The following is a 14,265-nucleotide window of genomic DNA, read 5'->3' as shown; positions in this document are numbered from 1 at the left end:
TTCTGTGGCGTTTATTTTAATGCATCATAAAATCATAGGCATTTTTCGCAAGTAATGTCATTGTAACGACAATAAATAGCGTGCGGACAAAGCCACTTCCTTTCTTGATTGCCATCCGTGAGCCAAGCATAGCCCCACCAATTTGCGCAATGCCCATGACTAGACCATAAACATAATGAATTTGACCTAAGTAAGCAAACATACAAACACCAGCCACATTACTTGCCAAATTTAAAAACTTTGCATTACCAGCCGCCTTTAAAAAATCAAAGCCTACCAGTAAGAAGCTAAAGATTAAAAACGACCCTGTCCCAGGACCAAGAAATCCATCATAAAAACCAATAGCAAATAATAGCAGCATAAATAAAAACAAATGTTTTTTAGATAGATTTTTTACGGTAGAGACGGCACCCCAATCCTTTTTAAAGATCGTATATACCCCAACAGCCGCCAGCATAACAAGCATTAATGGCTTTAGTAATGCTGGATTAATCAGATGCACAGTCCAAGCACCACATAATGATCCGATAAATGCTAGTGGAAAATATTTGAGGACAGAGCGAATGTCCAGCTGGCCAGAACGATAGAAAGAAATAGAGGAAGTGAGCGAGCCCATAGCTCCTGCTAGTTTGTTCGTGGCAACCGCAGCAGCTGGATTGAGCCCAACAAATAGTAAGGCTGGTAGTGAAATTAAACCGCCCCCTCCCACTACTGAGTCAACAAAAGCCGCCAGAAATCCAAAAGAAATTAATAGTATGAGAATATGTACATCGATTTCAAACAACATATGACACCTCTTTATAATTAGTTACTACTGAAATAGTAACTAAATTTATTTGCGCTGTAAACCCCATTTTTTCATTGGCAAATCTTCACATTGGTAGCCTATAATAAAGATAATGGAGGGATTACATGGAGGAATTAATCACCCAGCTGAAAGAAATGGGTTTTACAGAATATGAAGCAAAGGCCTATACGGCACTTGTTCAGCAAAGTCATGTCAGTGCCTATCAGGTAAGTAAAAATTCTGGCATACCACGTGCAAGAGTGTATGATATTTTAAATATCCTTGTAGAAAAGGGCATCGTGTTAAAAGAAGAGACCGCAGAACAAACGACCTATTCGGCAATGCCTGTGTCTGTGTTCTTACAGCAAATGCAACAGCGCTGGGAGTCGAATTTTACGTCTATAAGCGGGAAATTAGAGAAATTAGAGGAAAAAGTACAGGAAGCTGAGCCTAAAGTGGTCATGCTGAAGGGCAAGGAATCCATTATCAACTATTGTCAGTCACTTCTAAAGAAGGCGAAGAAAAAAGTGATGCTGTCGATGTGGGAAGATATGTATGATGCCTTACGTGAAGATTTGCAAGAGGTGGCGCTGCATGTTCCTGTTCATGGCATTACGTTGTATGTAGGAGAGCATCTCGCCTCAATTGACCAGCATAGAGCCACACATTATACAAAAAAAGCGTCTACACCGCATTGGTTTATCTTATCGATAGATGGTCAGGAAATGATTTATGGTCATTCTCCATCTACCCAAGAGACGGCCTTTATCACCAATGATCCGGTTCATATTTATTTGTTAGAGGATTATATATGGCATGATGTGCTCATCAATCGGTTAGTAAAACGTGATGATCAGGAGTTAGAAGACTGGATTGCTAAGGAGCGTAAAGCTTTTTTCTTAGAATAGTCGTATAAGGAAGGGGAGTTACGTGAAAAAATTCGTGTTGCTAGGTTTAATAAGCCTACTAATGCTAGGAGCCTGTAATGCTACACCACCTACCGATCCACCAACGATTCATGAGCTAACGGTTGTCCCAGATAATGTCCAAAAAAATATCGTTTCTAATGACAGAATACAACTATTGCATGAAAAGGATGCTCCATATTACCTTGTTTATTATTCAAAAGGGAATGTATTGGCAAGTATTACAGTTGAGGGAAATAGGCTTATCATCCAATTAGAAGAAGGCAGCGAGCAAAGGAAAGAGGCTCAGCCCTATGTTTTTCAAATCAACGTCAAGAATCCTGAGCTTGATACCATTGATTTGCGAATAAACGGTCAGAGTACGCCCATTGATCGTATGACCATTATGTAATAAAAGAAACCGAAATCCCTTTAGATGAGATTTCGGTTTCTTTACGTGATGTCTAATAAAAGACTTTATCTACGTTATATTTAGAGCGGAAAGTATTAATCGCATATGTTTCGTAAATTTCACGTTCCATTGGGTCTTCTACTTCATAGACTTCAATTTTGAACACTTCTTCACGATGGTTTTTCATCGGAGATACATTATCCTCGAAATGTTTTTTAATACGTTGACGAATTTTACGTGCTTTCCCAACAAACAATAGCTCATTCTTGTCATTATAGAATAAGAAAATGCCGCCTTTATCACGTGTGATTTTATGGAAGTCAATAAAACCGAAGTAAGGTGTGATTGGCACATCACCTGGTTTTAAATCTTGTTCACGTTGACGGATTACTAGATCTGGTTTTGGAAATTCAATTTTAATCAAACTATTCACGTTCCTCTCTCTTACTAAAAGTATATGGTAACATAATTACGGCATGTTTACCATAAATTTTAAATGTAGAAACACCACATATAGCAAGCTTAGTGTACATCAAATGAGCAAGGAACATGCACATGAATCACAAAATATTCGATGAATTATTGATATTCTAACTAGTTCGTGTTACAATTCAAGATAATTAAATAATCTTATCAAGAGAAGCTGAGGGATTTGGCCCGATGACGCTTCAGCAACCTCTAACGATTGTTAGAAAGGTGCTAATTCCAGCAAAGGATTTTTTCCTTTGAGAGATAAGAGTGGACGTGAAAAAAATCCTTCTCATTCTATCTCGTATGGAATGAGGAGGATTTTTTAATTTCGTTGCAATGTACGCAAGTTAGGTTTGCTAAAAGAGAGTGATTATAGAGAGGGGAAAGCAAGATGCCAATTAATATTCCGAAAAATTTACCAGCTGGAGAACATTTACGTGAGGAAAAAATCTTCGTCATGGAAGAAGATCGTGCGAAAACACAGCAAATCCGTCCATTAAATATATTAATATTAAATCTAATGCCTGAAAAAGAAAAAACTGAGCTCCAATTATTACGTTTATTGGGGAATACACCATTACAGGTGAATATTACCTTTTTGAATACAGCCACTCACGAGTCTAAAAATGTGAGTAAATCCCATTTGCAGCTTTTCTACACAACGTTCAATCAGATTCGACACCGACGCTATGATGGTATGATTATAACTGGTGCACCAGTAGAAAAAATGGCTTTTGAAGAGGTCAACTATTGGCAGGAAATTTCAGAAATTATGGATTGGTCTAAAAAGAATGTGACATCCGTGCTACATATATGTTGGGGGGCACAGGCTGCATTGTATCATCATTATGGCATTGGGAAGGTTGAGCTCTCTGCTAAATGCTCAGGCGTCTATTCCCATGTGATTACAGATTTAACTGTAGATTTGGTACGTGGCTTTAGTGATTTATTTACTGCGCCCCATTCACGCTATACATCTGTTTCGATTGACGAGGTTCGCAATCATCCAGATCTACGATTATTATCCTATTCAGAGGATGCTGGGGTATTTATTGTACAATCAAAAGATAATAAAAATATTATGATTACGGGCCATCTAGAGTATGATGCGACAACGCTAGCCGATGAGTACAGTCGCGATGTGGCGAAGGGCATAGATATCGCCGTTCCTGTGAACTACTTCCCGAATGACGATCCTACACAAGTGCCAATGAATACATGGCGTGCCCATACGCATCTATTATTCTCTAACTGGTTGAACTACTATGTTTACCAAGAAACACCATATGAATGGGATTTTGTAGATGAAATCGAATATCATATTTAATTAATAAAACGTCTAATTTCTTTTCTAGCTTAGAAGAAATTAGACGTTTTGATTGTCATTTTCTGTTTCCTGCTGAGGTGTTTCGTTATTTTGAGCCTTGGATTTACGATTGCGAATAACTACTACAATCAGCAAAAGTATAGGTAATAAAATGGTGAAAATAAAGGAAAAGATTGGCCAAATTTCATTATTATAATTAGTAGAATGCACAATATCTGGATGAACAATTTGAGAAAGTCCAATAACAATTATACCCATCGGTATAATGAGTGGACGATGATCCTTGATCTTCAATATTTGTGCAAGTCCAACAACGGTCGTATAGAAATACATAAATGTACGAATATATATAGACGAAATCCACATAAATGCCATAATGATTTCTATGCGCTGCAAAAAATTCCCTATAGATATTCTTTGTGCTAAGGCATAGCTAGGAAATGTCCTTGATGCAGTGTTTTCAGGACCTAATACAAGAATCGATAGGACAATCAACGTAACTAAGACGATTCCGCCAAAAATTGCCCCAATATATAGCCCTTTCTGTGCAGACGGCTGTACATTGACGCCAGTAGGATAGAGCATCAATAATACAATTAATGGAAAGGAAAAGATACTCATAAAGCGTGCAATACTATAAAACATAGATGCTTTGGTCGCTTCTAGTAGAGGCTGAATATTCTCAAATGTAATTTGAGGGGTAATACTAAGGACGAAAAAAATAAAAATAAAGGTAAACAATGGGAAGAGGATTTCTGCCGAACGGGCAAAGGTCTCAATCCCTAAATAAGCGGCATACATAATAAGGATGCTGAACAGTAGGGCAAATGCTAATGTCGGTGTCTCTGGCATTACTTCCGTTTTCATGAAAATACCGATAAAATAGAGTAATTCTCCAGCCGAAAGAAAGGTCATAATTAGGAAACAAATTGCTGTGATTTTCCCAAAAAAACGCCCAAGTATTTTTTCATTGGCCTCGATAAAGTTTAGGGACGGTGTTTGATTGGCCAGTGTTAAAAATAATTTTAGTACCAGTAAACTAAGCAGAACACCAATGCTTGCCGCTATCCAAGCATCTTGCTTAGCGGCACCAGTAATACTCGAAGGGATAATTAAAATCGCTGTACCGATAGAATAGAGGAAGGTAACGACTGTAAACTGTCTTGAACTAATTATCTCTTTTTCCATCAAGCTACCCTCCGTTTCTTAGTCCATCTTTCTATTTTGTGAATGACACAATGTAATCCCTAATCGGTGTGAAGATAAAGGTAATCAAATCTAATGGGCTAGGAATATGGATTTTAAGGGCAATCCCCATATTTAAAGCCGTTCCAATAAGTAGCAAAAAGGAGAATACAATAATGGCTTTTCTATCCTGTTGCTTTTTTAGCTTTGGAATAAAAATAAGCGCAATAATTATCGCGATGATCAAGATAGCTATGGCTAGCACCATCATTTACTCCTCCTTTGGCTTGTTTAATAATGAATTTTGCATCGTACCCGAACCTTGGGTAGTTACCTTGACATGAACAGCCACTGCTAAATCTGGAAAAATGGAAGTCCAGTCATCCTTGATTTTTTTCCACTGCTTTGGATCTGCCCGATGTAGGGCATCCCCAAATCCAAAAACATCGACTTCATATTGCTGTTGAATTTTCTCTACAGTTTTTTCAATGCGTTCATCAATCCCTTGGGCTGTTTTTTTATTAACGTAATCAATCGATTTATTTTTGGTAAGATCGATAACACATTCGACCTCTCCAACATTCTGCTCTACATTAATATGGACATCGATTTTCGGTTTCCCGTTTTTAAATGACCCTTTCACCTTTGTAGTGGATTGGGTGATTTCAGTAGACAAGGTCCCTTTATTAGGACAGGCGATGATTTCTATCGTACTTTGAATTTTGTCATTAAGAAAACTAATACTTTTGCTTTCGCTCTCAGTCAGTAGCCCTATATATTTATCGCCTTTAAAGACTGCTAAACCTGTATAACGTAATAGCACAGGTGTTTTAACACGTTGCACATTTGTTTGATCTACCCCTAATTTCTTATCCCCAATAACTTCAATAGCAGAAATTAATGCCCCTTTATGCTTATTGCTTAAGGTATTGACTAATTCATCAATATTAACAGCTATTGTGGAGCCCCAAGCCTTCTCAGAGACATCAAGGGAATTTAACATTTTATTAGCAGGAACTTTTTCAATGGGTGTTAGTACATTTAATACATCCTTTGCTGTTGCATCGTGAGACATAATGACGTCGAAATCCTTACGAAATTCATGGTCCCTTACAATTAAATCAAGTGCATCACTAATGCCTTCTTTTGCGAGATCTTCCCCTAATACAACCACTTGAAGGTGGGCAAAATAAGGTTTTCGTGCTGCAATAGTCGTCATTTTGCGAATGGCCTCAAAGATGGTCTCACCTCTCGAATGATAGCTAACGACAGGAGAGCGTTGAGTGGAAGCTTGGCGCATTGAAATTTCACTAGGATCAACAATTTGAACCGTAATTTCATATTCCTCATCTATTTTGTCAATGCCCAATGCTACGACAATGGCCAATTCATTTAATTCACGCTTACTCCAGCAGCCACTTAACAGTATTGTGAGGATACATAGTAAGCAAATCCATTTTATTTTTGCCATATTCCATTCCTCATTTATCCAGTTGTTATTTCCTGCCTTTTAGATTGATATAGTTATGTCCTCTAACAATATTTTTTTGATTGACTAAACGAGGTCGTGTAAGTAATTTTCTACGCGGGAACAGCAAAAATGCATCCTTCTGATCCTGTAATACCAATGGTGCGAATGGGCTTAAATAAGGTACACCAAATGAACGAATGCTACATAGGTGAAGAATAATTAGCATAATGCCAAACATTACACCGAATAAACCAAACATAGCAGCTAAAATCATTAATGGGAAACGTAGTACACGAATCGTATTCGATAAGCCATAGGCAGGGAAGAGAAAGCTACAAATCGCTGTTAAGGCTACAATAATTACCATTACAGCGGATACGACGCCTGCATCAACTGCTGCCTGTCCAATAACTAAAGTACCTACAATGGATACCGCAGGACCGATTGTCCGAGGCATACGAAGTCCAGCTTCCCTTAAGACCTCAAAGGCAACCTCCATAATAAGCGCTTCTACTACTGCAGGAAAGGGTACGCCTTCCCTTTGTGAAGCAATGCTAATTAACATGGGTGTCGGTAGCATTTCCTGGTGAAAGGTAGTAATCGCCACATACAAGGATGGTGCTACTAATGCCAGACTGATACCAAAGAAACGCAGTATACGTACGAGTGAGCTAATCATCCAATGCTGATAATAATCTTCTGCTGATTGTAAAAAGGATGTAAATAGCGCTGGTACGACTAAGACAAAAGGTGTGCCATCAACTAGAATCGCCACTTTGCCATCTAATAATTCACCTGCGATGACATCAGGACGTTCGGAGTTGTAGACGGTTGGAAACATCGAGTTTTTTGAGTCTTGAATAAAATCTTCAATATAGCCACTTTCCAGAATGCCATCAATATTAATACGATCTAGTCGAGCCAATACCTCTGCGACGATTTTGTCACTGGCGATGCCATTTATATACATCACCGCTACATCTGTTTGTGTCACATCTCCGATAACACGGGACTTAATCCAGAGATTCGGACTTTTAATTTTGCGACGAATGAGCGCTGTATTCGTACGCAAGGTTTCCGTAAAGGACTCCCTCGGTCCGCGAATAACGGATTCCGTCGATGGCTCCGTGACAGCTCGATCCTTGGCACTTCTAGTACTTGTCACAATCCCTTCGGCAAAGCCATCTAATAAAATAACCGTTTCACCATTGAGAATGGCATTGTAGAGTGTTGTGAAATGCTCAATATTCGTCACATCGCCTACTGTTAAATAGGAATTTCGAACATATTGATTAATGGTTGTTATTTCAATATCTTGTTCTTCTTCAATATTTGCCATCAGTTTATCGATAACAGAATCAGAAATAGTCGTTTTATCCGATAGGCCATCAATGGAAATAATGGCGAGGCTATGGGGATCAGTTTCTCCAATCGCAATTTCACGTATGATAATATCATTACTATGCCCTAGTGACTGTTGAATGATTTTTATATTTTTAGATAGGGAAGTATACAATAAATCGTTCGTTGTATGGGATGGGGAGGTCTCGTTATTGCTAGACATGGACATGTGTTTTCCTCCTCAAAAGGTCGTTCATTACCTTTAGAATGGACAATTTTTTTGAGAGATAAACGAAAGAGATATGAAAAATCTAGCTATTTGTAGCAATATTACATCACTTGCAACTTTCGTGTGTCCTTGTTTGTGATAAATAAAAAAACAGTCTGTCCTTTCATGTATGGAAAGGACAGACTGTTTTATGTACGATAGTCGTATTGTAATTCATCTTTACTTGTATCAACATCTACATGTAAATTGTGATCGTTAAAGAACCAAAGATCTTTCTCATCAATGTAATAGATAACACCATCAATTTCTGTCTGTACACCTATGGCAATAGGTTCCTCACGTGTCATGCCTAGCGAAAAGCCTTCATGAAACGGACTTGAGCCACCATAGCGTGCATAAAAACGAATTGTATCACCAGGTTCAACTTCCATTTCATGTTTGAACCATTGTAGGGCCTCATCTGTCAATGCAATATTCATTTCAAATGCTCCTCTCTTCCTACAGCCATTTTACCTTTGGTTCGGTGCCGTTTTTAATACGGGCAATATTGGCACGGTGACGATAAATAATAAAGGTAAATAAAAAGGCTACCAAGATGCCTAATGCAAAGTCACCTGTAATAAAATAATAAACGATTGCATAGATAAGCGCTACTAAAGCGGCTATCATTGATGTTAAGCTGACGATTTTTGTGATTTTTAAAGTCACAATAAAGGTAATAAATAGTAGGACAAAGAGTGGCCAAGAATAGCCTAATAATACACCCGCTGACGTTGCCACAGCTTTCCCACCACGGAAGTTGGCAAAGATCGGGAACATATGACCGATTACTGCGACAAGGCCCAGTAATAAAGAATGGAGTGTAGTATCAGAGAAAACAGGAAGTGTCACGAGTAAGACAGCGGCAGTCCCTTTTAAGACATCCATCACTGTAACAATAATACCAGCCTTTTTCCCTAATGTTCTAAAAGTATTGGTCGCACCAAGATTACCGCTCCCGTGTTCACGAATATCGGTATTATAAAAAATTTTGCCTATCCATAATCCAGAAGGTATAGAGCCGATTAGATAAGCACATAAAATAATAAGTCCATTGATCATAGTTGGACTCCTTTCATTCATAGTCCATCACTTGGTACTAATAGTTTGTAACAAGTATTTTACACTTTTTCTTGCTAATCTACAATGTTATGAAGGAGATTTCATCCGAAGTCTTGAATCAATACAAAAGAGAATCTATTAGCGAGGACTAGGCTTTTAGACGTAAATTTGTAGGAAGCACTAAAACCTTTATAAAAATATAGGCAAAATGGCAATTTTGTCAATCGCTCATTCCTTTGGTAGAATAGAAGTCTAACTTTATCCTGTTTCAGCGCAAGGCACGAGGTAGTGTGCAAGCATCACCACTTTATTTTGCAACTAAGTAGGCTTCAATGCGTCAAATGATGATGGAAGCTAGAAGCAGTCTGTCTTGCTCAAATACCAATTTTAAGCAACTGTTGAAGATGTTTACTATTAATAAAAAAGATCAAAACTGTGAGCAAATTTTAAAATTTTATTGGACCTGTCGCTAGCTATTGACAGGAAATGCTATTATTATTAGGATGAGAACATAAATAGAACATGTGTTTGTTTTTTGGAGGGGAATTTTTTTGACGAATAAACAGTCACCTAGCGTCTATAATGATGACGCTATACAAGTATTAGAAGGATTAGAAGCGGTACGCAAACGACCTGGCATGTATATCGGTTCGACGGATGGCCGTGGACTTCATCACCTTGTGTATGAAATCGTAGATAATGCGGTGGATGAAGCACTGGCTGGCTTTGGATCTCATATTATTGTCACAATTCATAAAGATCAAAGTATGAGTGTGCGCGACTTTGGACGTGGAATGCCAACCGGTATGCATAAAATGGGCAAACCGACACCAGAAATTATTTTTACTGTGCTACACGCTGGTGGTAAATTTGGTCAAGGTGGCTATAAAACAAGTGGAGGTTTACATGGTGTTGGTTCTTCCGTTGTGAATGCGCTCTCAACATTTTTAGAGGTGACAATCCATCGCGATGGTAAAAAGTATCGTCAACGCTTTGAGCATGGTGGACAGCCTGTCACAACACTTGAAAACATTGGGCAGACCAAGCAGACAGGAACGCTTGTTCATTTCTTACCAGATGAAACGATCTTCTCTGTCACAAAATTCAATTATGATACGTTAGCAGAACGATTACGTGAATCAGCCTTTTTATTAAAGGGCTTAAAAATTGAATTAATTGATGAGCGCGAGGAAGGCAAGAGCGATGTGTTCTTTTATGAGAATGGCATCGAGGCTTTCGTTGCGTATTTGAATGAGGAAAAAGATGTTCTTCATCCAGTAAAATATGTAGAAGGCGTACAGGATGAAATCGAAGTAGAGTTCGCTTTCCAGTATAACGATGGTTATTCAGAAACGATTTTATCATTTGTTAATAATGTCCGTACACGTGATGGTGGTACACATGAAACGGGTGCAAAGGCAGCATTGACGCGTGTCTTTAATGAATATGCAAGAAAAATTGGCCTGTTAAAGGACAAGGATAAAAACCTTGAGGGGACAGATATTCGTGAGGGCTTAGCAGCGATCGTGTCTGTTCGTATCCCAGAGCATTTACTGCAATTTGAAGGACAAACAAAGGGCAAGCTTGGGACAAGTGAGGCTCGTTCTGCAGTAGATAGTGTAGTGTCTGAGCAAATTTTGTATGTGCTAGAGGAAAATGCAGAGTTATCAGCTTCTCTTGTTCGTAAAGCGATTCGAGCGCAGCAAGTGCGTGAAGCAGCTCGTAAAGCGCGTGAGGATGCACGAAATGGCAAGAAAAATAAAAAGGGTAGTACGATTTTATCTGGAAAATTAACGCCAGCTCAGTCACGTAATGCAGCAAAAAATGAGCTGTATTTAGTCGAGGGGGATTCTGCGGGTGGCTCTGCTAAACAAGGACGTGACCGTACATTCCAAGCGATTCTGCCATTGCGCGGGAAGGTCATCAACACAGAAAAAGCCAAGCTACAGGATATTATGAAAAACGAAGAAATTTCAACGATTATCCATGCGATTGGGGCAGGTGTTGGCACGGATTTTGCGGTGGAGGATTCTGCCTACAATAAAGTAGTCATCATGACCGATGCGGATACGGATGGGGCACATATTCAAGTCTTGCTATTAACATTCTTCTATCGTTATATGCGTCCGCTCATTGAGTCTGGAAAGGTCTATATCGCACTACCGCCGCTTTATAAAGTCTCAAGAGGTACAGGAAAAAAAGAAGTCATTGAATATGCTTGGACAGAAAGTGACTTACAAAAGGCCATCAAGAAGGTTGGAAAGGGTTACATATTACAGCGCTATAAAGGTCTTGGTGAGATGAATGCAGACCAACTATGGGACACAACAATGAACCCTGAAACACGGACATTAATTCGTGTCACAATCGAGGATGGTGCACGAGCGGAGAGACGTGTCACGACGTTAATGGGTGATAAGGTGGAACCACGTCGTAAATGGATCGAAGCCAATGTAGACTTCGGTATGGAGGATGATTCTAACATTTTAGAGAATGAATTCATCCAACAAGAGGAGGACCAAGCATGAGTAGTACAGAAAAGTTTCAAGATTTACCGTTAGAAGAAGTAATGGGTGACCGTTTTGGTCGCTATAGTAAATATATTATTCAAGACCGCGCGTTGCCTGATGCACGTGACGGTCTTAAACCAGTACAGCGCCGTATTTTATATGCGATGTTTACGGAAGGCAACACACATGATAAGCCGTTCCGTAAATCCGCAAAAACAGTGGGTAATGTAATTGGTAACTATCATCCGCACGGCGATAGCTCTGTGTATGAAGCGATGGTACGGATGAGTCAGGACTGGAAGGCACGTCATATGCTCATTGAGATGCACGGGAACAATGGCTCGGTAGATGGCGATCCACCAGCTGCAATGCGGTATACAGAGGCGAGACTATCAGCTATTGCCGCTGAAATGCTACGAGATATTGGCAAGAAAACGGTCGAATTTGTGCCAAACTTTGATGATCAGGATATGGAGCCAACTGTATTACCAGCACGTTTTCCTAACCTTTTAGTCAATGGCTCTACAGGAATTTCTGCTGGGTATGCGACAGATATTCCGCCACATGCCTTAGATGAAGTACTGGATGCTGTGTTGATGCGCTTAGACAAGCCTAATGTTACTGTAGATGAATTGATGACGGTGATTAAAGGACCTGATTTCCCAACGGGTGGAATCATTCAAGGTGTTGATGGCATTAAAAAGGCGTATGAAACAGGTCGGGGTAAAATCATCGTCCGTGCACAAGCAGTTGTTGAACCAATCAAGGGTGGTAAAGAGCAAATTGTTATCACTGAGTTACCATATGATGTAAATAAAGCGAATCTTGTGAAAAAAATTGATGAGCAACGGGTAGATAAACGACTAGAAGGCATTGCGGAAATTCGTGATGAATCAGACCGTACAGGGTTACGTGTCGTAATTGAGCTGAAAAAGGATGTACCAGGACAAGGAATTTTACAGTACTTGTTTAAAACAACGGATTTACAGGTAGCTTATAATTTTAATATGATTGCCATTCATAATCGTCGTCCAACGATGATGACATTGCCTTTATTGCTAGATGCCTATATTGCCCACCAAAAAGAAGTGGTAACAAACCGTTCCATTTATGATTTGCAAAAGGCAAAGGATCGTTCTCATATTGTAGATGGATTAATTAAAGCCCTTTCCATTTTAGATGAAGTCATTGCGACGATTCGTTCTTCAAATGATAAGAAGGATGCGAAGCTTAATTTACAAGCAAAGTTTGATTTTACAGAGGTACAGGCAGAGGCCATTGTAAGCCTGCAATTATATCGTTTAACGAATACGGATATTACAGAGCTTCGTCATGAACAGGACGAGTTAAATAAGCTAATTGCGAAGCTAGAGGGGATTCTACAAAGTGAAGCAAAGCTAGTGCGTGTTATTAAACAAGAGTTACTAGATATTAAGAAGCGCTTTACAGAGCCTCGTCGCTCGAAGATTGAGCAAGAAATTGAAGAAATTAAAATTACATTGGATGTCCTTGTGCCAAGTGAAGAGGTTGTCGTAACAGTAACGAAGGATGGTTATATTAAACGTACATCCACACGTTCCCATGCCGCTTCAAACGGGCAAGATTTTGCCATGAAGGATTCAGATTATTTATTGTATGAAGCAAACTTAAATACACAGCACCATCTATTGCTGTTCACAAATCGAGGCAATTATATTTATCAGCCTGTTCATGAGCTGCCTGATATACGCTGGAAGGATCTCGGCCAGCATATTTCAAGTATTGTGCCAACAGGGGAAGATGAATCCATTATTGCGGTTTATGGCTTCGAAACCTTTGACCAGCCAAATACGTATGTCTTCACAGCCACAAAAGATGGCCAAATTAAGCGCTCACCACTCGCAGACTATGCGGTAACACGTTATTCAAAGCCAATTAAAACGATGAACGTCAAGGCTGGTGATGCGATGATCTATGCATCATTTGTAACAGATGACGTGGAGCTGATGCTCACAACGGATACAGCCTATGCGATTCGTTTCCCTATGGAGGAGTTACCAGTTACAGGTGTGAAAACAGGCGGTGTGAAAGGGATCACACTAAAAGATGGAGAAGCCTTAGTTGGAGTCAATGTGTTACAGCCTGATGTTACCAACTATGTAGTGATTGTGACACAGCGTGGGGCCGTGAAGAAAATGAATGTTGCTGAAGTTGAAGTAGCAAGTCGTGCAAAACGTGGACTAAAAGTATTAACAGAGTTAAAAGCAAACCCTCACCGAATTGTGGCAGTTGTTCAAGCAACAGACGAGGAGCAGGTTGTGATTGAAACTGAAAAAGGTGTTCAAGAGATGATTGACGTACAAGCATTGTCTCGTGCGGATCGACATTCCAATGGTTCATTTAAAGTGGATATTGCAACAGATGGAGCAATTTCTCATGTTGTAACAGCCAAAAAAGAACAGAAACCAAGCTAAAAGCATGCCCAGCCTCTTAGGAGCGCTGGGCTTTAAGCTCTATTCAAAAATAGCACCTTGTCATTTAAGTGAA

Annotated in this window: 13 protein-coding genes and 1 riboswitch; of the genes, 5 read left to right on the top strand and 8 right to left on the bottom strand. The window is 39.4% G+C overall.

What is annotated here, in order from left to right; genetic code table 11:
- Positions 1-16 precede the first annotated feature (16 nt).
- Positions 17-787 (bottom strand): TSUP family transporter, encoded by a 771-nt coding sequence (locus QH639_RS01250; protein WP_048393079.1) that lies wholly within the window; start codon positions 785-787, stop codon positions 17-19.
- A gap of 125 nt (positions 788-912) precedes the next feature.
- On the opposite strand from QH639_RS01250, the gene QH639_RS01245 reads away from it, so the two are divergent.
- Complete coding sequence (locus QH639_RS01245) at positions 913-1,695, top strand: TrmB family transcriptional regulator (RefSeq protein ID WP_054550238.1); 783 nt, start codon at positions 913-915, stop codon at positions 1,693-1,695.
- Positions 1,696-1,717: 22 nt separating this feature from the next.
- Positions 1,718-2,104 (top strand): hypothetical protein, encoded by a 387-nt coding sequence (locus QH639_RS01240; RefSeq protein ID WP_281115558.1) that lies wholly within the window; start codon positions 1,718-1,720, stop codon positions 2,102-2,104.
- 52 nt (positions 2,105-2,156) lie between these two features.
- Here the strand turns inward: QH639_RS01240 and QH639_RS01235 are convergent, their stop codons facing one another.
- Positions 2,157-2,528 carry a nucleotide excision repair endonuclease gene (locus QH639_RS01235; protein ID WP_281116174.1) on the bottom strand — a complete coding sequence of 124 codons (372 nt, stop codon included), beginning with the start codon at positions 2,526-2,528 and terminating at the stop codon, positions 2,157-2,159.
- Positions 2,529-2,731: 203 nt separating this feature from the next.
- A riboswitch (SAM riboswitch) is annotated at positions 2,732-2,843 on the top strand.
- 123 nt (positions 2,844-2,966) lie between these two features.
- On the opposite strand from QH639_RS01235, the gene metA reads away from it, so the two are divergent.
- The gene (metA, locus tag QH639_RS01230; protein WP_004227915.1) at positions 2,967-3,902 is read left to right on the top strand and encodes a homoserine O-acetyltransferase MetA; all 936 of its coding nucleotides are present in this window, start codon (positions 2,967-2,969) and stop codon (positions 3,900-3,902) included.
- 39 nt (positions 3,903-3,941) lie between these two features.
- Here the strand turns inward: metA and QH639_RS01225 are convergent, their stop codons facing one another.
- The 6 genes from QH639_RS01225 to plsY form a co-directional block, all read right to left on the bottom strand.
- Positions 3,942-5,090, bottom strand: a complete 1,149-nt coding sequence (locus QH639_RS01225; protein WP_281115557.1) for a GerAB/ArcD/ProY family transporter — start codon at positions 5,088-5,090, stop codon at positions 3,942-3,944.
- Positions 5,091-5,121: 31 nt separating this feature from the next.
- On the bottom strand, positions 5,122-5,358 hold the full coding sequence (locus QH639_RS01220; RefSeq protein ID WP_281115556.1) for a hypothetical protein: 237 nt from the start codon (positions 5,356-5,358) through the stop codon (positions 5,122-5,124).
- Positions 5,359-6,558: a Ger(x)C family spore germination protein gene (locus QH639_RS01215; protein ID WP_131520148.1), complete on the bottom strand. Its 1,200-nt coding sequence runs from the start codon at positions 6,556-6,558 to the stop codon at positions 5,359-5,361. It lies immediately after the preceding gene.
- A gap of 25 nt (positions 6,559-6,583) precedes the next feature.
- Positions 6,584-8,128 carry a spore germination protein gene (locus QH639_RS01210; protein ID WP_131520149.1) on the bottom strand — a complete coding sequence of 515 codons (1,545 nt, stop codon included), beginning with the start codon at positions 8,126-8,128 and terminating at the stop codon, positions 6,584-6,586.
- Positions 8,129-8,316: 188 nt separating this feature from the next.
- Entirely contained in the window at positions 8,317-8,607 is a 291-nt protein-coding gene (locus tag QH639_RS01205) for a HesB/YadR/YfhF family protein (protein WP_004227919.1), read from the bottom strand.
- A 19-nt stretch (positions 8,608-8,626) separates the two neighbouring features.
- Positions 8,627-9,229 carry a glycerol-3-phosphate 1-O-acyltransferase PlsY gene (plsY, locus tag QH639_RS01200; RefSeq protein ID WP_048393068.1) on the bottom strand — a complete coding sequence of 201 codons (603 nt, stop codon included), beginning with the start codon at positions 9,227-9,229 and terminating at the stop codon, positions 8,627-8,629.
- Between the two features lie 551 nt (positions 9,230-9,780).
- On the opposite strand from plsY, the gene parE reads away from it, so the two are divergent.
- Together parE and parC are read left to right on the top strand one after the other, a co-directional pair.
- Complete coding sequence (gene parE, locus QH639_RS01195; RefSeq protein ID WP_048393067.1) at positions 9,781-11,757, top strand: DNA topoisomerase IV subunit B; 1,977 nt, start codon at positions 9,781-9,783, stop codon at positions 11,755-11,757.
- Entirely contained in the window at positions 11,754-14,192 is a 2,439-nt protein-coding gene (gene parC, locus QH639_RS01190) for a DNA topoisomerase IV subunit A (protein WP_131520152.1), read from the top strand. The genes parE and parC overlap by 4 nt, the downstream gene beginning before the upstream one ends.
- Positions 14,193-14,265: the final 73 nt, after the last annotated feature.

The sequence above is a fragment of the Lysinibacillus sp. 1 U-2021 genome, assembly GCF_029916965.1.
In the GTDB taxonomy this organism is placed as follows: domain Bacteria; phylum Bacillota; class Bacilli; order Bacillales_A; family Planococcaceae; genus Lysinibacillus; species Lysinibacillus capsici.
The sequence above is the reverse complement of the archived record's forward strand: the minus strand, read 5'-3'. Positions and strand labels throughout refer to the sequence as shown.